15 protein-coding genes are annotated in these 20,719 nt (G+C 56.5%); 10 read left to right on the top strand and 5 right to left on the bottom strand.

All coding sequences use genetic code 11. The features are described from left to right. The first annotated feature begins 362 nt into the window (after positions 1-362). From B5F17_RS06845 to B5F17_RS06820, 6 genes are all read left to right on the top strand, one after another. Positions 363-1,355 carry a leucine-rich repeat protein gene (locus B5F17_RS06845; protein WP_087372265.1) on the top strand — a complete coding sequence of 331 codons (993 nt, stop codon included), beginning with the start codon at positions 363-365 and terminating at the stop codon, positions 1,353-1,355. Positions 1,356-1,369: 14 nt separating this feature from the next. Continuing rightward, a complete protein-coding gene (locus tag B5F17_RS06840) occupies positions 1,370-2,662 on the top strand; it encodes a vWA domain-containing protein (protein ID WP_087372263.1) in 1,293 nt (430 codons plus the stop codon). Further along, positions 2,659-4,170 (top strand): ATP-binding protein, encoded by a 1,512-nt coding sequence (locus B5F17_RS06835; protein ID WP_087372261.1) that lies wholly within the window; start codon positions 2,659-2,661, stop codon positions 4,168-4,170. The genes B5F17_RS06840 and B5F17_RS06835 overlap by 4 nt, the downstream gene beginning before the upstream one ends. A 363-nt stretch (positions 4,171-4,533) precedes the next feature. Next, a complete protein-coding gene (locus tag B5F17_RS06830) occupies positions 4,534-5,493 on the top strand; it encodes a tRNA dihydrouridine synthase (protein WP_087372259.1) in 960 nt (319 codons plus the stop codon). Positions 5,494-5,628: 135 nt separating this feature from the next. Continuing rightward, complete coding sequence (locus B5F17_RS06825) at positions 5,629-6,396, top strand: alpha/beta hydrolase (RefSeq protein WP_087372256.1); 768 nt, start codon at positions 5,629-5,631, stop codon at positions 6,394-6,396. 287 nt (positions 6,397-6,683) lie between these two features. Then, positions 6,684-10,328: an S-layer homology domain-containing protein gene (locus B5F17_RS06820; RefSeq protein WP_162608110.1), complete on the top strand. Its 3,645-nt coding sequence runs from the start codon at positions 6,684-6,686 to the stop codon at positions 10,326-10,328. Positions 10,329-10,373: 45 nt separating this feature from the next. On the opposite strand, the gene B5F17_RS06815 is transcribed toward B5F17_RS06820, so the two are convergent. The 4 genes from B5F17_RS06815 to B5F17_RS06800 form a co-directional block, all read right to left on the bottom strand. After that, positions 10,374-11,684 (bottom strand): cytidylate kinase family protein, encoded by a 1,311-nt coding sequence (locus B5F17_RS06815; protein ID WP_087372250.1) that lies wholly within the window; start codon positions 11,682-11,684, stop codon positions 10,374-10,376. A gap of 130 nt (positions 11,685-11,814) precedes the next feature. Continuing rightward, complete coding sequence (locus B5F17_RS06810; RefSeq protein ID WP_087372248.1) at positions 11,815-12,357, bottom strand: PadR family transcriptional regulator; 543 nt, start codon at positions 12,355-12,357, stop codon at positions 11,815-11,817. 130 nt (positions 12,358-12,487) lie between these two features. Continuing rightward, on the bottom strand, positions 12,488-13,678 hold the full coding sequence (locus B5F17_RS06805) for an iron-containing alcohol dehydrogenase (protein WP_087372245.1): 1,191 nt from the start codon (positions 13,676-13,678) through the stop codon (positions 12,488-12,490). Positions 13,679-13,878: 200 nt separating this feature from the next. Further along, complete coding sequence (locus B5F17_RS06800; protein ID WP_087372242.1) at positions 13,879-14,754, bottom strand: helix-turn-helix transcriptional regulator; 876 nt, start codon at positions 14,752-14,754, stop codon at positions 13,879-13,881. Between the two features lie 158 nt (positions 14,755-14,912). Here B5F17_RS06800 and B5F17_RS06795 point away from each other — a divergent pair, with 158 nt between their 5' ends. Continuing rightward, a complete protein-coding gene (locus tag B5F17_RS06795; RefSeq protein ID WP_087372240.1) occupies positions 14,913-15,551 on the top strand; it encodes a YczE/YyaS/YitT family protein in 639 nt (212 codons plus the stop codon). Positions 15,552-15,754: 203 nt separating this feature from the next. Here the strand turns inward: B5F17_RS06795 and B5F17_RS06790 are convergent, their stop codons facing one another. Further along, on the bottom strand, positions 15,755-16,519 hold the full coding sequence (locus B5F17_RS06790; protein ID WP_016149065.1) for an IclR family transcriptional regulator: 765 nt from the start codon (positions 16,517-16,519) through the stop codon (positions 15,755-15,757). 715 nt (positions 16,520-17,234) lie between these two features. Here B5F17_RS06790 and B5F17_RS06785 point away from each other — a divergent pair. From B5F17_RS06785 to B5F17_RS06775, 3 genes are all read left to right on the top strand, one after another. After that, complete coding sequence (locus B5F17_RS06785) at positions 17,235-18,230, top strand: 2-keto-3-deoxygluconate permease (protein WP_087372238.1); 996 nt, start codon at positions 17,235-17,237, stop codon at positions 18,228-18,230. A 43-nt stretch (positions 18,231-18,273) separates the two neighbouring features. After that, positions 18,274-19,491 carry an amidohydrolase family protein gene (locus B5F17_RS06780; protein ID WP_087372236.1) on the top strand — a complete coding sequence of 406 codons (1,218 nt, stop codon included), beginning with the start codon at positions 18,274-18,276 and terminating at the stop codon, positions 19,489-19,491. Positions 19,492-19,574: 83 nt separating this feature from the next. Beyond that, the gene (locus B5F17_RS06775) at positions 19,575-20,612 is read left to right on the top strand and encodes a 4-hydroxythreonine-4-phosphate dehydrogenase PdxA (RefSeq protein ID WP_016149068.1); all 1,038 of its coding nucleotides are present in this window, start codon (positions 19,575-19,577) and stop codon (positions 20,610-20,612) included. The last annotated feature ends 107 nt before the right edge of the window (positions 20,613-20,719 follow it).

The raw sequence follows: 20,719 nt of genomic DNA, 5'->3' as shown, positions 1-20,719 counted from the left end.
TTCTCAGGGCAGAGCCCTGAGCCGCTCGCCGCAGCGAGCGGAATCCCCCTTTGATTCCCGGTGTACGACCCGGGAATCAATCAAAACAAACAAGAAGGAAAGACCAACCGAAAGGTTGGTCTTTCCAGAGAATTGCGCGTCCTGCGGGACGCGCTTTTCTTTTTTATTTTAGTTGATTTTCGCGAGAGCGAAAATCAAAAGGGGAGTTTCGCCCGTTGCGACGGGCGACTTGAGGCTCTGCCTCAAGACTCCGCAGCCTTTGAAAAGGCTGGCGAAACTTTCAGTATTTGTCTGTTTGCCTTCCGATTGACGCAATCCCCGCTTTGCGTTAAGATAGAGTGGAACGTAACAAAGGAGGGCCTATGAACCAGATCATTTGCGAAAATGAGGCCATATTACTCTGTACCAAACAGGATACCGGTGTCTGTATTCTGCGCTGCCGCACATCTGACCCGGTCGTTATCCTGCCCGAAACCATACATGATCTGCCGGTCATTGCACTCGGTGATTATCTGTGTGCCGAGCGTGAACCCGACGTATCCAAATACGACGTATTTGAGGTGCGTCTGACCACCGGCGAACGGATTTCGTCCGCTCCGGTGCACAATGCCCGCGCCATCGAGCGGGTGGTGATTCCGTCTTCTGTGCACAGCATCGGCAGTTATGCCTTTTACAACTGTTACAGTCTGCGCGCGCTGACCGTGCATTCCGGTGTGCGTGCGGTCGGACATGGTGCCCTGATGAACTGCACCGCCTTTCAGACCATCGATTTATACGCCGAGGAGGGCGAAAAGACCTGCCTGTCCGACCTTTTAGGCCAGACCAGCGGCGAGATTGCGGTCGATCTGCACCAGAAATACGCCGAAGCGCGTCTGATCTTCCCGCCGTTCAACGAGGAACTGGAAGACCTCGGCCCGGCGCACATCTTCCAGCGGCGCATTGAGGGTGCAGGCTATGCCTATCGCCAGTGCATTCAAAACGGCGTGCTGTCATTTTTGCAGTACGACGGCGCGTTCGAGCGGCTTTTGCGCATTCAGGACTATGACACGGCCTGCCGGGTTGCGCTTTTGCGTCTGCGGTGGCCGGTGGGACTGTCCGCGCAGGCGCGCGAGGTCTATTTGACCTGTCTGCGCGAGCATCCGACCGATGCCGTGCGCACGCTCTTAGACAGTCGGGACGTGCCCGGTCTGTCGGCGCTGCTGTCGTTCGGCGTGCTCGACCGTTCCGGCCTGTCTGCCGCCTGCGACCTTGCGCGGCAGATGGGGCAGACCGAAGCACTCGCGCTGCTGCTGGCCGCGCTTGACCGCTCGGCGGGGCGCGCTGCGCCGCTCATGCAAAAGACCTATGATCTGTAAAGGAGGGGAAGCGGATGGGTGCCGACTGGCAGACCATCGGGCGCGAAATTTTGACCGCTGCCCGCAATGAATTATACCTCAATCTACCGTTTTTGGACGCGGCACTGTGTGCGCTGCCCTTTGCAGAGGGGTTCGATACGCCGACGCTCGCGACCGACACCAAGGTGCTCTATTATAACGGCGCGTGGCTGGCCTCACGCTACGAGCGGGCGCGCAGTCTGACCTGCCGCGCCTTTCTGCACGTCATTTTGCACTGCCTGCTCCGTCATCCAGCTGGCCGCAAGGGTCGGGATGGCGAGCTGTGGGATTTGTGCTGTGACATTGCAGTCGAGAGCATTCTCGATGAGCTGGACTATGCCTGCCTGTCGCCATCCACGCCCAGCGTGCGCCGCAGCCATCTCTACCGCACGCTCAAATCGCACATGCCGGTGCTGACCGCGGGTGCGATCTATCGCCAGTTCCGGCGGGAACCGCTGTCCGAGTACGACCGCGCGACCTACGCACGGGAGTTTGCGCAGGACGACCACAGCCTGTGGGAGAAGGTCGAGAACGAGCAGGAGCAGGACGACCCGTGGCCGCGTGTCGCCGAGCGCGTGCAGACCGGCATGCAGACGGTCATGAGCGAGTCCGCAACGGGAGGCCAGGCCATCACCGAGCAATTACGTGTCGAGACCCAGCCGACCGACAATTACCGAGCCTTTCTGCACCGCTTCGCCGTGGTCGGCGAGGAAATGGGCGTGGACGCGGACAGCTTCGACTATGGCTACTACGCCTACGGCCTGCGGCGCTATGGCAACATGCCGCTCATCGAGCCGCTGGAAACGCGGGAAGTCAAGCGCATTTCCGACTTTGTCGTCGCGATTGACACCTCGATGTCGACTTCGGGCGACCTTGTCCGACAGTTTTTGTCCTATACCTACGGTATTTTGAAGGATACCGAGAGCTTTTTCCGTCAAATCAACCTGTATATCATCCAGTGTGACGACCAGATTCGCGCCGAGCAGCACATCCGCAGTGCACGCGAGCTTGCCGACTATATGGAGCATTTTACGCTGATCGGCCAGAGTGCGACCGACTTCCGGCCAGTCTTTGACCGCGTCACCGAGCTGCAAAAGGCGGGTGCATTCCATCGCCTGCGCGGCATTCTGTACTTTACCGACGGTCTGGGAATTTACCCGAGCAAAAGACCGCCGTATGACGCAGCCTTTGTCATGCTGGCCGGTCAGGGGTACCCCGAGCGCGTCCCGCCCTGGGGCATCCGCGTGGTACTCGACCCCGACACACTGGAAACCGGAGGGAACCCATGAACATCAAACGAGCCAAACAGGAGATCACCAATACCATCAAAGCCTACCTTGCCCGCGACGCGTTCGGCGAGTACCAGATCCCGCCCGTGCGCCAGCGTCCCATCCTGCTGATGGGCCCTCCGGGCATCGGTAAGACCCAGATTATGGAGCAGATTGCAGCCGAAACCGGTGTGGGTCTGATTGCCTACACGATTACCCACCACACCCGTCAGAGCGCGCTCGGCCTGCCCTATATCGACCACCACACTTACGACGGACAGGAATACGCGGTCACGTCCTACACCATGAGCGAGATTCTGGCTTCGGTGTACGACCTCATGGAGCGCACGGGCGTGCGCGAGGGCATCCTGTTTTTGGATGAGATCAACTGCATTTCTGAGACACTGACCCCGATGATGCTGCAATTTTTGCAGTGCAAGACCTTCGGCAACCAGAAATTGCCTGAGGGCTGGGTGATCGTCGCGGCGGGCAACCCGCCCGAGTACAATAAATCGGTGCGTGAGTTCGACGTGGTCACACTCGACCGCGTCAAGCGTATCGACGTGCAGGAGGACTATCAGGTCTGGAAGGAGTACGCATACCAGCGCGGCCTGCACAGCGCGGTGATTTCCTATCTGGACATCCGACCGGACAACTTTTATAAGATCGAGGCGGCAGCCGACGGCTTGCAGTTTGCCACCGCACGCGGCTGGGAGGACTTGTCCGCACTGCTCACCACCTACGAAGCCCTCGACTTACCGGTCGACCGTGAGGTCGTTGGACAGTATATCCAGCTGCCGCGCATTGCCAAGGATTTCGCAAACTATCTCGAGCTGTACCGCAAATACCAGCGCGTTTATCGCATCGATGAGATCGTCGCCGGACAGTGGGAAGCGGTACGCGCATCCGAGTTCGCCGCCGCACCGTTTGACGAAAAACTCAGCGTCATCGGCCTCATTTTGTCCCGACTGTCTGAGCATGCTCACGCGGCACAGCGCATGGACGCACTGACCGATGCCCTGTACGCCGATCTGACCCGCGTGAAGGGTGCACTGACCACCGCACCGGTCGCAAAGGCGCTCGCAGCTATCATCGAAGACCGCTCGAAGGAACTCGAGAGCGGCCGCACGTCGGGTACACTGGATACCGAGCGCAAGCGCCGCTTGCAGCTGGAAATTGCCCAGCTGGAACAGTACCTGCACGCGGTCGAGCGCGAAAACGAGAGCGATAATGACAAGGCATTTGATGTACTGCGTACCCAGTTCGGCGCACAGACCGCCAAAAGAGCCGAGAGTGTCACGACGGCAGGCCAGAGTCTGGACAATGCATTTGCATTTTTGGAGCAGGCGACCGGCGAGAGTCAGGAAATGGTGCTGTTTGCAACCGAGTTGACCGCCAATCCCTACACCGCGTGGTATATTCAGAATTGCGGCTGCGAGGCGTATTTCAGACATAATCAGGCATTGCTGTTTGATGATACACGGAGTAAGATTTTGGACGAGATTCAGAAGGCGAAAACGAACACTTAATCGTGTTCGCCGCACCCCTCACGGAAAGTTTCGCCAGCCTTTTCAAAGGCTGCGGGTTCTCAGGGCAGAGCCCTGAGACGCGCTCCGCAGAGCGCGGAATCTCTTTTTGATTTTCCCGTCCCCCGCAAGGGAAAATCAACTAAAATAAGCCAAATAAAAAATCGCCGTCCTCGGACGGCGATTTCAAAAAGTACGTTTTTGTTGAAACCCGGGTCGGACACCGGGTTTCAAGAGGGGATTCCGCTGTCTGCGGACAGCGGCCAGCCTGCGCGGCTGGATCGCGCCAGGGAACTCGTCCCCTGGACCCCGATTTCGCCTGCGGGCGGGAAGTCCGACCATTCTAACCCGAAAAGGAGTCCTTTTATGCAGCTTTCCTTTGCCCCTCTCGAGGGCATTACCGGCTATCGCTTCCGCAATGCGCATGCGCGTTGGTTCGGTGCGGCCGATCGCTATTTCACCCCGTTTTTGACCCCGAATCAGACCTATAAATTCACATCCCGCGAGAAAAACGACGTTCTCCCCGAAAATAACACCGGTCTGACCATCATCCCCCAGCTATTGACCAACAATGCCGAACACTGTCTGTGGGCACTCGATGTGCTCCAAAAGCAGGGCTATGACGAAGTCAATTTGAATTTCGGCTGTCCGTCAGGCACGGTGATTGTCAAGCGCAAGGGCGCGGGCATGCTGACCGATCTCGAGGAGCTCGACCGTTTTCTGGACGCGGTCTGCAACGGATTTTCGGGCAAGATTTCGGTCAAAACTCGTTTGGGATTGCAGTCATCCGACGAATTTCCCCGAATTTTAGACATTTACAACCGCTATCCGCTGTCCGAGGTCATCATTCACGCCCGGGTACAGAAGGATTTCTACACCGGCACCCCGGACTTAGAAGCCTTTTCTGCGGCGCTCTCAGCCTGCCGCCATCCGGTCTGTTATAACGGCGATCTGTTCACCGTCTCTGATTACGAGCGATTCTGCCAGACCTTCCCGACCGTCGAGCGCGTCATGCTGGGACGCGGCTGGATTGCAAACCCCGATCTTGGCAACCAGATTCGCGGCAAGGGAATGCTGGACAAGACCCGTCTGCGCGGTTTCCACGACGAACTGTACACCGCGTACCGTGAGACGCTGTCGGGCGAGACACCGGTGCTGTTTAAGATGAAAGAACTGTGGTTTTACCTGCATTGTCTGTTTGAAGACAGTGAAAAAGTGCTCAAAAAGATTCGCAAGGCCAAGCGCCTGCGCGATTACGAATGCGCCATGAATGAAATGTTTGATCATGCACTGATTGTAGATGCCGGATATCGGCCGGTCAAGTGAGCATGCTCAGGTGTGGCACAAAGACATAACTAGGAGATGAGACTATGAGGCTGTGCATTGTATCAGCTGGAATGGCTTAAGAGGCCAAAACGATCATAAAAACGAGCTATTCCAGCGAAAAAAGGAGAGAATTTTATGAGACTCAGCGGTACAGTATATTCAAATGTCCTGGAAATGGACACCGATATTACCATCATCACGCCGAACGACCTGAAAGACGAACCCTATCAGGTGGTATATCTGCTGCATGGGCTGTGCGGCAACAATAAAACCTGGCTTGACTACACCATGCTCCCGTTCTATGCCGAGCACGGACGATCGATCTACGTTTTGCCCGAAGTCGGGCGCAGTTTTTACGCTGATATGCAGTACGGCCAGCGGTATTTTACCTATATCGCGGACGAGCTGCCCGTTATCGTGCGCAATGTCTTTCGCGTGTCGGCCGACCGCGATCACACGGTGATTTTGGGCGGATCAATGGGCGGTTATGGTGCGCTCAAATGTGCACTGTCCCGTCCCGAACAGTATGGGCTGTGCGGCGCGTTTTCCTCGTGTTGTCTGCTGCTGCGCGAAGGCTTGGATGACGCGCGCGAGCACGGTATGGACGGCTGGGGTGTGCAGATGCCGCGCGATTTTGCCGCCATCTTTGGGGATGACCTGACATGGACGCCGGAAAACGACCTGCTGGCGCTGGCCGAGCGTGCCAAGGCGTCGGGCAGCCCGCTGCCGACGCTCTATCTGACCTGCGGACGGCAGGACGGATTCTATCCCGATCACGAGCGCTTCTTGCAGTCGCTTGCCGGGCTGGGAATCAATGCGACGTTCGAGAATTGGGACGGCGTACACGATTTCCCGTACTTTAATGAGGCGCTGCGGCGCACAATCGAGCGATTTTCCCTGTAAAATGCTGCCCTCGCGGTACAAAAACCGCGGGGGTAAATTTTTGTCTATTTTGCTAGAGGTATAGACCAAAGTGTGAAAATTGCAAGAAATACAGGATGTAACTCTGGAGATGAAACAAATAAAAATCAACTTTTGGTACAAAAAAGTGCACAATTTTATTGCAAAATAAATAAAAATAGAGAAATTTGAACAAAAAATAGGTTGCGACAAGGAAAGCCCTCTGTTATACTATACCAATCATGAGCCGCATGGGCTCATAGTTATTCAGAGAAGGGATGAAAAAACGCATGAGAGCAAGAAATCAGCATCTCAAACGCCTGCTCAGCCTGCTGCTGACCGTGGTTATGGTACTGGCCATGATTCCCGCGGCATTCGCAGCGGACACGGCTTCCGGTTTTGTGATCGGGCCGTACCTGCTGGCGCCCAAGACGACCAGCATGGTAGCCGTCTGGGAGACCAGCGGCAGCGAGCCGACGACCATTCGGTTTGGCACCGATGCCAACGCGCTGGGCGACGCGGTCACGGTCGAGCGTGACCCGGAAGCACCGGCCTACGGCGGTGTACAGACCAATATCTACCGGTATAAGTTCTCCGAACTGACCCCGGGCACGCGCTATTACTACGAGGTAGCGCTGGCAAACGGCGAAGTAAGTCGCGGAACCTTCCGCACGCTGGAGGAGAACCCGACCGAGATTCGCTATATCTCGATCACCGACACCCATAAGTTCGACACCAAGGCGACGTTTGACGCTGCGGTTGCCGACTATGATCCGGCCTTCATCATCCACGGCGGTGATATGGTCGAGGGTACCGGTACCCAGAAGGAGCAGTACGCATTCTGGTTCAACAGCGGCGAATTTATCCACAATTACCCGGTGGTTTACGCCTGCGGCAACCACGATTTCAGCGATTACTTTGACATGTACGTCATCGATACCCAGACCGAGGAGTACGGCTCTGCGGTCGCGGGCAACATTTCCTTTGACTACGGCAACGTACACTTTGACCTCATGGACAGCAACCCGTGGGCACTGTTCCAGATGAACGCCGAGACTTCGGGCGGCAAGATGGACGCTGCGACTGCGGACAAGATCGAAAAGTCTGTCCAGTGGCTGAAGGATGACCTGGGCAAGAATCAGGACAAGGCGTTCCGCATTCTGGTTATGCACCATCCGATTTCCGACCCCTACACCAAGATGCACATTGCACCGGTTGCGGAGGCAGGTCACGTCGATATGATGCTGGCCGGTCATACCCATAGCTACGCCCGTGCGGTATCCGATCAGCCGACCGTCGGCGCAGGTACCATTTACCTGACCCATCAGGATTCCCGTGCGGTCAGCGCCAAGGGCAGCTACATGACCCACACCATCAAGGACGGCGTTTTGACCACCCAGAACATGGCAAACGGCGGCGTGGTTGGCACGACCGTCACCGCTGTGGACAAGCAGCAGCTTGCATACAGCAACGTTTCCATTCAGTCCGGCCCGGTTCCGTGCAACAGCGAGATCGAGATCTCCGCGACCATCACCAACACCGGCAAGGGCATGGCAGCGGCTGTCATCCCGGTCGATGACAACGGCACGATTAAGTACATCTATGGCGATCTCGAGAGCGACAGCGGTCTGTCCACTTCGGGCGAGCCGGTGCGCGTATCGTCCAACGGCGTTAAGACCCTCGAGCCCGGTGAGTCCATCGAGCTGAGCGGCACGGTCACCCTGACCGAGATCGGCAAGCACACGGTCAAGGTCGCTGACGTGTCCAAGGACATCGAAGTCCAGTTCCGTCCGGCAACCTTCTCCTATACCAACGTCCGCACCAAGCTGGGGGGTGGTGAGGTCAGCGACATTGGCAGCGATATCCTCAACATCAAGGCCGATATCACCAACATCGGCAACGAGGACGGCACCGCAACGGCAACTCTGTACGTTGGCGACGAGGCCACCCTGAGCAAGCAGTATACGCTCAAGGCCGGCGAGGTCAAGACCTGCGAGTTCACCTATCAGTTCGAGCAGGCTGGCGAGTTCGCTGTCCGCATTGGCGATTCCGCACCCGAGACCGTTTATATCGAGGGTTCCATTCAGGGCATGCCCATGGTCGTCGACCAGTCGGGCAAGGGCAATAACGGTTACCTGCACGGTGCACCGACCATCGGCACCGATGACAAGGGCAACGGCACCATTATCCTCGACGGCGACAAGGATTACGTCGAGATTCCCGACAATCAGAATTTCACCATCGACAACGGCATCACCGGTATGGTATGGGCCAAGCTGCCGGTCAGCGAGGGTACCGGTATCAACAACCTGACCCCGAACGGCCGCGATCATAACCCGCTCATGACCAAGGGCGTGTCCATCGGCTGGGGCACCAACTATCTGTACCGCATGGCAGTCCGTGCAACCGGTAAGGTCACGGTCGGCATCGGCTTTAACAACGACAACGGCGAATTCTTCTGGAACGATGACGACGCAGACCCGAACGCTGGCATCAAGAAGGGCGAGTGGGTGCAGTACGTCGGCGGTTTCGACCGCACGACCGGCGGCGATTCCTACCAGAACAAGTACAACAGCGGCCATATTGATGCACCGGCATTCGATTCCGAGATCAAGAACTGGCCGGGCGCATCCACCTATATCGGCTTTTCGTACACTGGCGCTCTGCTGACCAACCGCGGCCGCGGTGTTGACCGCACCATGCTGGCCGGTGAGGTATCGCAGGCACGCATGTACCAGAGCAAGCTGACCGAGGCAGAGGTTGCAGCGGTAGCCGATGCACCGAGCGCAGCAGGCCCGAAGAGCGACGATCTGGTGCTGTGGCTGAACTTTGACCCCAAGAACATTGTCCAGACCGGTACGCACACGACCGAGTGGGCAGAGATTTCCGGTGCACCGGCATCCCTGGCATACAAGGCAGAGATCCCGGGCAAGTCGGCGATCCAGGCGACCGTTGAGTTCTCGAAGGACGGCAAGACCGTTTCGGGCTCCAAGGCATTCGACCTCAAGACCGGAGAGAACACCATCGACCTGACCGGCGCAGGCGAGGGCAAGTATGTGCGCATCGTCACCAAGTTCACCTCGAATCTGGGCACCGAGCAGACCGACATTCCGGTTCTGTACACCTACACCCTCAAGGCAGGTGAGAGCACCGCAGCATGGAACACCTACGCAGACTGGGCAAAGGGTACCTTTGCCGACGGCGCAGGCCATCAGTCTTCGGATGCATACCGTGCACTGAGCGAGGATTTTGACAACTACGCAGGCGAAGTGGACGAGGGCAAGCCGGTCGAGCAGACCGCAGCTTCTTCCGAGACCACCCAGACCGGCACCGCAGCCACGACTGAGACCACCACCGAGACCAAGCCCGAGCAGCCCAAGGAAGCGGGCTGGGATGTGGACGACAGCCACTGGGCAGCCAAGACCATCCGTGCGATGATGGCCGAGGGCGTGCTCGAAGGCGATGCCGACGGCCGTATCCGCCCGGATGACAAGATCACCCGCGAGGAAATGATCTGGGTGATGAACACCATGCTGGGTATCAAGCCCAAGGCAGACACAAAGCTGGATGCTGCCGACCGCTCGTCCGAGTGGGCGTATGGCGCACTGGCAGCGGCTAAGGATGCAGGCATCCTGCAGGGCGATGAGTTCGGTTATCTGTGCGGCAGCGACTACGCGACCCGCGCCGAGATCATCACCATGATCGCACGAGCCTGCAAGGTATCGTCTGACGATCATTCGGTACTGGACGGTTTCACCGACGCAGCAGACATTCCCGATTGGGCAGTCAGCGCGCTGGCAGGCATGGCTGCACAGGGCAGCCTGAGCGGCTACACCGACGGCACCCTCCAGCCCAACGATCAGATCACCCGCGCAGAGGCATTCAGCCTGCTGTACGAGGCAATCACGGTCGGCGAGCCTGCACAGGCAGCATAAAACAAGAAAAGCGTCCCGTTTGGGACGCTTTTTTTGATGCATAAATTACTTTTTTGCGGGATCGGCCTTGATGCGGTCAACCAGACCGAGAATCAGGTTTTCGACGTAATCCTCACTCAGCGAGGTGTCAATGCACAGGTGATAGTTCGCCGACGCACCCCAGATGGTGCGGGTGTAGTAGCGATAGTTGTCGGCGCGCTGCTTGTCGGTTTGCTGGATGTGGTGTCTGGCCGCCTTTTCGTCGGTCAGATGTTCGCGCTGCATGACCGTGCGGATGCGGTAATCGAGCGGCGCGTGCAGAAAGACGCGGACACAGCGCGGATTGTTCCGCAGCACCCAGTCGGCACAGCGGCCGACGATGACGCTGTTTTTCTGCGCGGCCTCGCGGATGCTCTTGACCTCGGCCTCAAAGATGTTGTCCTTGGGCGGCTGGTACTGGTCGGAATAGCTGTACATCTCGCTCACCAGATCGTAAAGCAGGCTGTGAGACATCTTTTCCTCGGTTTTTGCGATGAATTCGGGCTGATAACCGGTTGTGCCGGCAGCCATCTGGATGAGTTCCTCATCATAGAAGGCAAAACCCAGACGGTCGGCCAGCTTTTTGGCGATGTCGTGACCGCCGCTGCCGAACTGACGGCCAACCGCGATGCAGATCGGTTCCTCTGCGGTGGGCTGGGGTGCCTGCTTGGCCTCAGTCGGTGCTGCACCGAACAGCATTTCGGGCAGGAAGGACAGCTTTTTGCCGATCAGACGGGCGATGAAGCCGACGAGCAGGGCGGCGATGACTGTGCCTTCACGCACACCGTTGAGGTGACCGGTCAGGACGATGCCGAGAACGCCCGCGATGACCGCCATGGACACATCGAACGCAACCTTGGTCACACCAAATTCGGTCTTCCAGCGGAAAACCACCGCGCGGACGAAGGATTCACCGGGCAGCATGATGACGTTGGCGAGTACCTCCATGTACACGCCGATGCCCAGCACGATACAGCCGACGAGCAGATAGAGAATCTTGAGTACATAGGCTGCAGGCTGAACGAAGAACAGGAGCAGCATGCACAGATCGATAAAATAGCCGAAAACCAGCGAGACCGGAATCTGCAGCAGGTGTTCGGCCTTAAAATTGTGCCCGAGGATGACGAGCTGGAGCACGATGAGCAGGATGCTGAAAAAGATGGTGAACTGACCCAGAGAGAAGGGAAAGCTCAGACTGAGTACGTAAGGGATGGATGAGATCGGCGACGTACCAAGGTCGGCCTTGGTGATGAGCGCCACGCCCAGCGAGTTTACGAACAGTCCGAGCAGAAAGACGAGATAGCGTTTGACCTTATTTTGCACAACATTTTCCTTCATGCACATAACCTCCTATTTTACCATCTCTATGATATCACCCTAAAAACAACATGTCAATTATTACATGTTTAAGCCATCACCCGTGAACGCAAAAAATCCCCTGACCGACATGCGGTCAGGGGAAAAAAGGTCACGCGCGGGCGCGGCACAGGTCAATGCAGGTTTCCAGCCAGTCGCAGCTGGCCTCTTCGCGCTTGATCGCGCCGAGCAGCACCATATAATCGCAGAATGCGCAGTCGTCGGAAGGCGGGATGCCGTCGAACTTGTTCAGATCGTCGTGCAGCTGGGCCAGCCGCTCGGTGTGCGCCTCGAGTTCGGCGTCCAGCAGCGCAAGCCGCTGCTCGGAGGGGATGCTGTCCGAGAAAAACAGCTGCAAGCGGAATTCATCCTTGGGCACACCGCGCGGCTTGTGGCGGGTCAGCTCCCAGGTGTGGAACGCCTCTCGACCGGTCGGGGTGATGGAATAGAGCTTTTTTTGCAGCACATTGCCCGCGATCTCGATCTCGTACTCGACCAGACCGGCTTCGGTCAGACTTTTGAGCTCGGGGTAGATCTGGCTGTGCTTGGCGTTCCAGAACTCGAAGAGACTGGTGTCGCACGCGCGGCTGATGTCATATCCGGTCATTTTTTTGCGGTTGAGCAATCCAAGGATTGCGTATTTCAAAACTCCCATGCCAATGCCTTTCTAAAACAAATCTTGATGAATACAGTGTAGCATATTTGCGCGCAAACGCAAGCCCCAGACGGACAGAAGAAAAGTCCCGCATCGTGTGATACGGGACTTTTGTCGGTCAAAAGAACTCTTAGAAATCGACCTCGGTGTCGTAGAAGCAGCACTTGAGCAGCTTTGCCATCTGTTCCGGGTTGATCGAGCGCGGGTTGGAACCGGTGCAGGCGTCGCCGACAGCCAGCTCAGCAACCGACGGCAGCTTGTCGAGGAACTCCTGCTCGTCGATGATGCCGCCCTCGTAGTCCTTGATGCAGGTCGGGATGTCCAGTGCGCGGTTCATCTCCTGGATGTGTGCGATCAGTGCGTCAACCAGCTCGTCGGTGGTGGTGCCGGCCAGACCCAGGAACTTTGCGATCTTTGCATAGCGCTCAGCCGCAGCGGGCTCCTTGGCGTTGAAGCGAATGACCTTGGGCAGGTACATTGCGTTTGCACAGCCGTGAACGATGTGGCCGCCGGTGTAAGCTGCGCCGGTCTTGTGTGCCATAGAGTGCACGATACCGAGCAGCGCGTTGGAGAATGCCATACCAGCCAGGCACTGTGCGTTGTGCATGCGAGCGCGCGCTGCCATATCGCCGTTGTAGGACGGAATCAGGTCAGCGCTGATCATCTCGATGGCGTGCAGAGCCAGCGGATCGGTGTAATCGCAGTGCAGGGTGGATACATAAGCCTCGATTGCGTGGGTCATTGCATCCATACCGGTGTGTGCGGTCAGCTTCTTGGGCATGGTCTCAGCCAGCGAGGGATCGACGATTGCAACATCGGGGGTGATGTTGAAGTCAGCGAGGGGATACTTGATGCCCTTCTCGTAGTCGGTGATAACCGAGAATGCGGTGACTTCGGTCGCGGTGCCCGAGGTGGACGGAATTGCGCAGAACTTTGCCTTGGTGCGCAGGGTGGGGAAGTTGAAGGGGATGCACAGATCCTCGAAGGTCACATCGGGGTATTCATAGAATGCCCACATTGCCTTTGCAGCATCGATCGGAGAACCGCCGCCGATGGAAACGATCCAGTCGGGCTGGAACTCGCGCATGACAGCTGCACCCTTCATAACGGTCTCAACCGAGGGATCGGGCTCAACGCCTTCGAACAGCTTGACTTCCATGCCTGCTTCCTTGAGGTAAGCTTCTACCTTGTCGAGGAAGCCGAAGCGCTTCATGGAACCGCCGCCAACAACAACGACAGCGCGCTTACCGGTCAGGGTTTTGAGCGCTTCCAGCGCATTTTCTCCGTGATAAAGGTCTCTGGGTAATGTAAATCTGGACATAAGTCACAACACTCCTGCTCAAATTGATCGCACTTTTGTGCGTTTATGCTACGAGCCTATTATAGTATAAGGTGCCCGCGAATGCAATGCTTTTTTGCACGTTGCACAGTGCGGGACGAAAGGCGCGGATAAGGTTGGACAATCTTGCGCTCTCAGGCGTGTGCCGCGGAAAGCGACCGTTTCCGGTTAGAGATTCTTGCTCACTCGTCGGACTTGGTGCGGTATTCGCGGTAAAATTTGGGCGACATGCCGACGTATTTGGTGAAAATACGGGAGAAGTAAGCCGAATCTTCAAAGCCGACTTCGCGGGCGATCTGGGTAATGCTGTCCGAGGAGCAAGACAGACGATCCTGCGCTTCTCCGATTCTGCGGCGCAGAATATACTGCTTGAGCGTGTAACCGGTGTGCTGTTTGAAGACGTGCGCGAGGTGGTAGGGACTGACAAAAAAGAGTTTTCCCAGCTGCTCGATGGTCAGATCCTGCTGATAGTGCGTGTAGATGTAGGCTTCGACCTGTGCGCACAGTTCATTTTGCTGGCTGCTGTTTTCGGTACCGTATTCGCGGATCATCTGTTCGGTCAGTTTGAGCACCGACAGCATGAGCTGCTGGCAGATGTGCAGGTACAAAGGCGCTTGCTGGTCGGCCTGCCGCAGAATAATCTGTAAGAGGGCCGAGAGGTCGTCAAACTGTGCCGGATGGTGGAAAATCGGGGTTTTATTGTGCGCGATGATGTGGTTGGGCGGCAGATCGGGCAGCTGTAAACCCTTGATGCCCAGGCAGATGGTCTGGTAGGTTTCGTGGGTTTTGGGGAACTCGTCGTGCACCACACCGCCGTTGCACAGAATCACGTCACCCGCGCGAATGGGGTAGCGCTGGGCGCCGATCGAGTAATGCCCAGAGCCTGCGAGCAGCAGCAAGATCTCGGTGATATCGGCGTGACAGTGCATGATTTGCTGGTATCCGTTGGTCCAATCCTGGTAGCTGATGCGGTAAAGACTGGGCTGACCGGGGAATAAGGTTTGTACCTCCTGAGGAAAAAAGATAACCTGATGATTGGAGGAATGGGTTGATTTCATGTTGTGAGAGCTCCTTTTTGCATGGTAAAAAGCAGATCGACGGAACCGCAAGAAAATCCATGTGGAAATATGGCGTTTTTCTGTTCCGCACAAGAAAGTGTATGTTCATTGTAACACAGCTTTTGTAAGATAGACACTGCAAAAAGGAGTGAGGACAGATGAAATTTACAAAACTCAATCTATACAGAACCTTGCTCATGTGCGCAGGGTTTATGATTTCAGCCTTCGGCAGTGCGCTGTATGTGTACAGCGGACTGGGCGCAGACGCGTTTAACCTGATGGTACAGGGCGTGTCGGGCGTGCTGGGGCTGGCGATCGGTACGACGAGCAGCCTGATTCAGTTTATATTCCTGGCGCTGCTGATTTTTGTCAGCCGCCCGCTCATCGGCATCGGTACCTTTGGCGGTACGATCCTGATCGGTATGGTGATGAACCTGTGCGAAATTTTCTTGCAGCCGCAGCTGGCGCATGCCGGTTTGCTCATGCGCGTGCTGTGCGTCATGCTTGCACCCATCATCGTCGGCACCGGCGTTGCGATGGTCAATCTTGCCAGCATGGGCATGGCGCCCAATGATATCCTTTCGGTCTGGCTGTTCACCCGGCAGAAAAAACTGCCCTACCGCGCTGTGCGCATCATCTACGACGTGGTACAGCTGGCCATCGGTCTGGCGCTCGGCGGCGTGGTCGGCATCGGTACGGTGCTGTCCGCTGTGCTGACCGGCCCTGCGATTCAGGCGGCATCCGGCGTGCTCGAAAAGCTCACGCCCCAGCAGATGCAGACCGTATCGCTCAAATAAATATTGCCCATATCCTATTTCTACTACATATGATGGACACCCTGCTTGTTGACTCTCTCAAGCGGGGTGTTTATCGTTCTGCGCAAAAAAATACCCTGTATCTGGAAGGATACAGGGTATGTAGGGTGCAGGGAAAGTGTGTGTGACAGGAAAGCAGGCTGACGCACGACACGAAAATTGGCGGATACCTATTATATATAAGGTTAGATGCCGAAGTTTTGCATTTCCGCCAGCTGCTCCATCTTGGTCTTCGCCTCTTGCAGGCTGTGATAGATGAGCGAAATCTTCTTGGGCTCACAGCGGAAGAGCGGGACGGATACGCTGAGTGCGGCAAAGACCTTGCCGCCGCGGCACAGCGGGAGTGCCCAGCAGGCCAGCTGCGGGGTGGATTCCTCGCGCTCGGTGGCGATGTCGCCCCGGCGGATGGCATCCAGTTCGTCCAGCAGAACGTCCATATTGGTGATGGTGTGGTCGGTCAGACGGGGCAGACCGTCCGGGTACAGTGCACGGACTTCACTGTTGCTCAGTCCGCTCAGCAGCGCCTTGCCGATTGCGGTTGCGTTTGCGGGCAGACGATTGCCGACCTTGGAAATCATGCGGATCGCCTCGGGAGAGTCCTCCTTGGCGATGTATAGAACGTTGCCCTGATCGAGAACGCCGAACTGGCAGGTCTCCTGGCAGGTTGCAACGACCTTTTTGATGACATCAATAAATGCGGCCATACCGCTGTTTGCGGCGTAGGCCGTTCCGAGAACCATCGAGCTCGGGCCGATCGTATAGCGGGTGGTTCCGAAATGCTGCTGTAAATACTGTCGTTCCTCCAAGGTGTGAACGATCGGGAACAGGCTGCTCTTGGGTGCACCCAGTGCCTGCGCCAGTTCGGTCAGCGTCATACCGTCAGATGAAGCGGATAAACACTCCAGAATATCCAATACCCGAGCTGTGGCACGATGCAGCTCTTGCGCCATTATCACATTTCCCCTTCCAAAAAATTACATGGTATCATTACTGTCTTATATTTTATCAAACATTGTTTCTTTTTGCAATCAATCATGTGAAATTGTCCAACATATGACAAATTTTATATCGGGATATCACAGCGTCTCTGTTCATTTTTCATATGCACGGTTCTGCATCACAAATTATGGTTTGAAAACCGAACAGCTTTGTGTTATAATAAATCCAATACAAGAATTCCCCTTTTTTTGACAGCAAGTTTGTTTGTGCAGAAAGGGGGTCTTGTGGCGCAAAAATTCTCAAAATCAGCTGTGCTTGGACCGGAGGGTCCGGCGCAGTCGGATTTCTCACACCAACAAAGAAACGAGCAGCGTGTTATCTTTTTTAAGGGGAATATACGTTGCTTTTTTCGGGTGTAAGAGCGAATGCGCCGATTTGGCAAAAAATCGCAGCGGTATTTTGATGCTGCGGTTTGGGTTACTCATTCGCGCAGGGAACCGGCATGGTTTTCGGTATGGATGGGGGACAAAATTTTCCGACTGTATGGAGGTGAGAAGGCTGGTTTGCGGCCGGAGGTTCCCGCAAACGATCAAAGCGCGTGAGTGGGTGGTCATGCGACGTCTGTATTGACACAAAAAAGGGGAGTTCCTGTCCGTGAGGATGCGGACAAAACTCTGCGTTGCCCAAAATATCAAAAAACGACAACGAAAGAGAGAGATTTTCAAGATGTTAGGTAAAGTACGGATTCTGGGAACCATGAAGAAGTTCCCCGCTGGTGTTATGGTTATTCCGCTGCTGATTGGCTGTATCATCAACACCTTTTTCCCGGACATTCTGACCATCGGTGGTTTTACCACCGGCCTGTTTAAGGGCGGTATCCAGACGCTGATCGGTCTGTTCCTGTTCTGTAGCGGTGCTACGATTGATGTGAAAATGGCAGGACGCACGGTATATGTCGGTGTTGTCCTTACTGCATTAAAGTTCTTCCTGGGCTTTGGCCTGGGCATCCTGCTGAACGTTCTGTTCGGCGAAGCAGGCCTGCTGGGTCTGAGCTCGCTGGCAATCATCGGTGCAGTCACCAACTCCAACGGCGTTATCTACGCAACCCTGGCTGGTGAGTACGGTGAGGAGAGCGACGTCGGTGCGACCTCCATTCTGGCGCTCAACGACGGCCCGTTCTTCACCATGATCGCACTGGGTGCTGCTGGCATGGGCACCTTCCCGGCTAAGGACATGATCGCTTGCATGGTTCCCATGATTCTCGGCTTCATCGTTGGTAACCTCGACCACGAGTGGCGCAAGATTCTGGCGCACGGCATGGTACTGCTGCCGCCCTTCAACGGCTTCACTCTGGGCGCAGGCATGAACCTGTTCAACATCGCAGCTGCTGGTGCTTCGGGCGTTGTGCTCGGTCTGATGACTCTGCTGGTTACCGGCGTGCTGTCCTTCATCATCTACAGCCTGCTGCGCCGCCGTCCCGACCCGATGGGTGCGGCAATCGGTACAACGGCAGGTGTTGCGGCGACAACCCCGGCGGCGATTGCGGCCTCCGACCCGACGTTTGAACCGCAGGTTGAGACAGCAACCGCACAGATCGCAGCGAGCGTTGTTATCACTGCAATCCTGTGCCCGCTGATGGTATCGTTCCTGGCGAAGTGGAGCGACAAGTGGTTTGAGAAGCGCGGCAAGAAGCGCCGTGAGCTTGCAAATCTGGAGGAGTAAACCTCATAAAATACCCTGCAAATAAAGACGGGAGGAATGTACAATGAAGCAAATTATCACCGCGCGCACTGTGCTGGCTGGTTCGGAACTGGAAGAGATTCAGAACGGTGCGGTTGTCGTAGAAGACGGCAAGGTTGTTAAGGTTGTACCTGCCGAGCAGCTGACCGAGGAAGATCGCGCACAGGCTGAGTGGATCGCGTTCGAGGACGAGACCGTTCTGCCCGGCCTGATCGAGGGTCATAATCATCTGAGCATTGATGCCCGCAAGTCCAACCATCTGGAGATTCTGGGTACGGCTACCGAGTGCAAGCTGACCCTGCTGGCCGAGGAAGGCCTGTATGACGATCTGCTGTCCGGTGTCACGACCGTGCGCTGCATGGGCGAGAAGCACGACCTCGATCTCAAGCTCAAGAAGGAAATCGACGCAGGCAATCTGGTTGGTCCGGACATCCTGCCTGCCGGTGTCGGCATGAAGGGTTCGAACGGCAGCGGCTACATCGGTGCACCGCACTCCGGTGTCGAGGAGTTCCGCCGCACGGCGCGTTCCAACGTTGCCAAGGGCGTAAAGCTGCTCAAGATCTTCACCACTCCGGGCGTATTCTCGACCGAACAGGATTTTATTCCGTCTTTCCTGTCGGCTGAGGAGATTCGCACGGTTGTCGAGGAGGCACACCGCCTGCATCTGCCGGTTGCGGCACACTGCATCGGCGGTCAGGCGCTGCGCGACTGTGTCGAGCAGGGCGTTGACGTCATCGAGCATGCATACTGCGCATCCGAAGAAGATATCGAGCTGCTCAAGGCACACCCGGACTGCTGGGTAGACCTGACCACCGGTATCTACCTCGATCCCGACCGCGAGCAGTACCTGTCCGAGAACAACGCGCGCAACGTGCGTGCCGGTCGTGAGATCGTGCGCGAGTGCGTGGGCAATCTGGTACGCGCAGGCATCCACTTTGCACTGGGTACCGACGCAAACCACGGCCTGCTGTGGAAGGAAGTCGTATACACCGTCGAGCTGGGCGCAAGCAAGCGCGATGCCCTCAAGGGTGTTACCAGCAACGCGGCTTATATTTCCCGCCTGTCGGGCAAGAAGGGCGAGCTGACCGCCGGCGCGGACGCCGACATCATCGCGGTCAAGGGCAATCCGCTGGAGGACCCCGCAGTGCTCGCAGATGTATCCTTCGTCATGAAGAAGGGTGTTGTTTATAAAAAGAACGGCGCTCCGACCGCGTGCTGCCGCTCCATCCAGAAGACGCTGTAAGTCGACTGGATGCGGCAGGGCACAAAGACACCGCTCTTTTGTGTGTATATCCCAGAACTTTCATTAGATTTGGAGGAAGAATTATGAGTCAGTTCACTGGAAAACCCATCCTGGCAGTTCCGCTCGGTGATGCAGCCGGTATCGGCCCCGAGATCATCGCAAAGCTGTGTGCAAACGGCTTCCTGATGGAGCACGCAAAGCCCATTCTCGTCGGTGACGAGAGCGTCCTCAAGCGCGGCATGAAGGATACCGGTTCGGACTTCGCTTACGTGGTCAAGGAGACCATGGAAGAGGCTGTTGAAGAGGCAAAGAAGGAGACCGGTCTGGTTCTGCTCAACACCAAGAGCCTGGACGCTTCCAAGGTTGAGATCGCTGTTGTTTCGGCTGTCAACGGTAAGGAAGAGGCAGACAACCTGGTTATGATCATGGATTACTGCAAGAAGGGCCTGGTAGAAGGCTTCTGCTTCGGCCCGCTCAACAAGGCAGCGATGAAGAAGGGCGGCTACAACTTCGAGAGCGAGCACGAGTTGTTTGCTCAGGAGCTCGGCGTTATGGACAAGCCGCACGGCGAGATGAACGTACTCGACGGCCTGTGGACTTCCCGCGCAACCAGCCACATCCCGCTCAAGGATGTCAGCGCTCACCTGACCCCCAAGACCGTAGGCGACGCCATCAACCTGGCTTACGAGACCCTCAAGCGTGCAGGTTATGAAGATCCCAAGGTTGCAATCGCAGCAATCAACCCGCATGGCGGCGACAGCGGCACCTGTGGCCGTGAGGAGATCGACGTTCTGCAGCCCGCAGTTGCTAAGGCAAACGCTGAGGGCAAGAGCATCGTCGGCCCGTTCCCGTCTGATACCCTGTTCATCCGCGCATTCAAGGGCGACTTTGACGCGGTTGTTACCATGTACCATGACCAGGGTCAGATCGCACTCAAGCTCAAGGGCTTCGAGCGCGGTGTTACCGTAGCAGCTGGCCAGCCCTACGCCATCACCACCCCGGCACACGGCACCGCTTACGACATCGCTGGTACCGGCACCTGCACGACTTCGGCGTTCGAGACCGCTTACAAGCTGTGCGCAAAGATGGCTGTTACCGACCGTACCTACGGCAAGCAGTAAAAAATTGATAAAACCGATTCTTTTCTGCGCAATGTAATCTGTTTTACGGCTGTATCCGATATCTTCGGATGCAGCCGTTTTTTTATCACTTGGGCTTTCTGAAACAA

The sequence above is a fragment of the Butyricicoccus pullicaecorum genome (assembly GCF_002160355.1).
Classification (GTDB): Bacteria; Bacillota; Clostridia; order Oscillospirales; family Butyricicoccaceae; genus Butyricicoccus; species Butyricicoccus pullicaecorum.
Note: the sequence above shows the minus strand (reverse complement) of the source record. Positions and strands in the feature narration are given on the sequence as shown.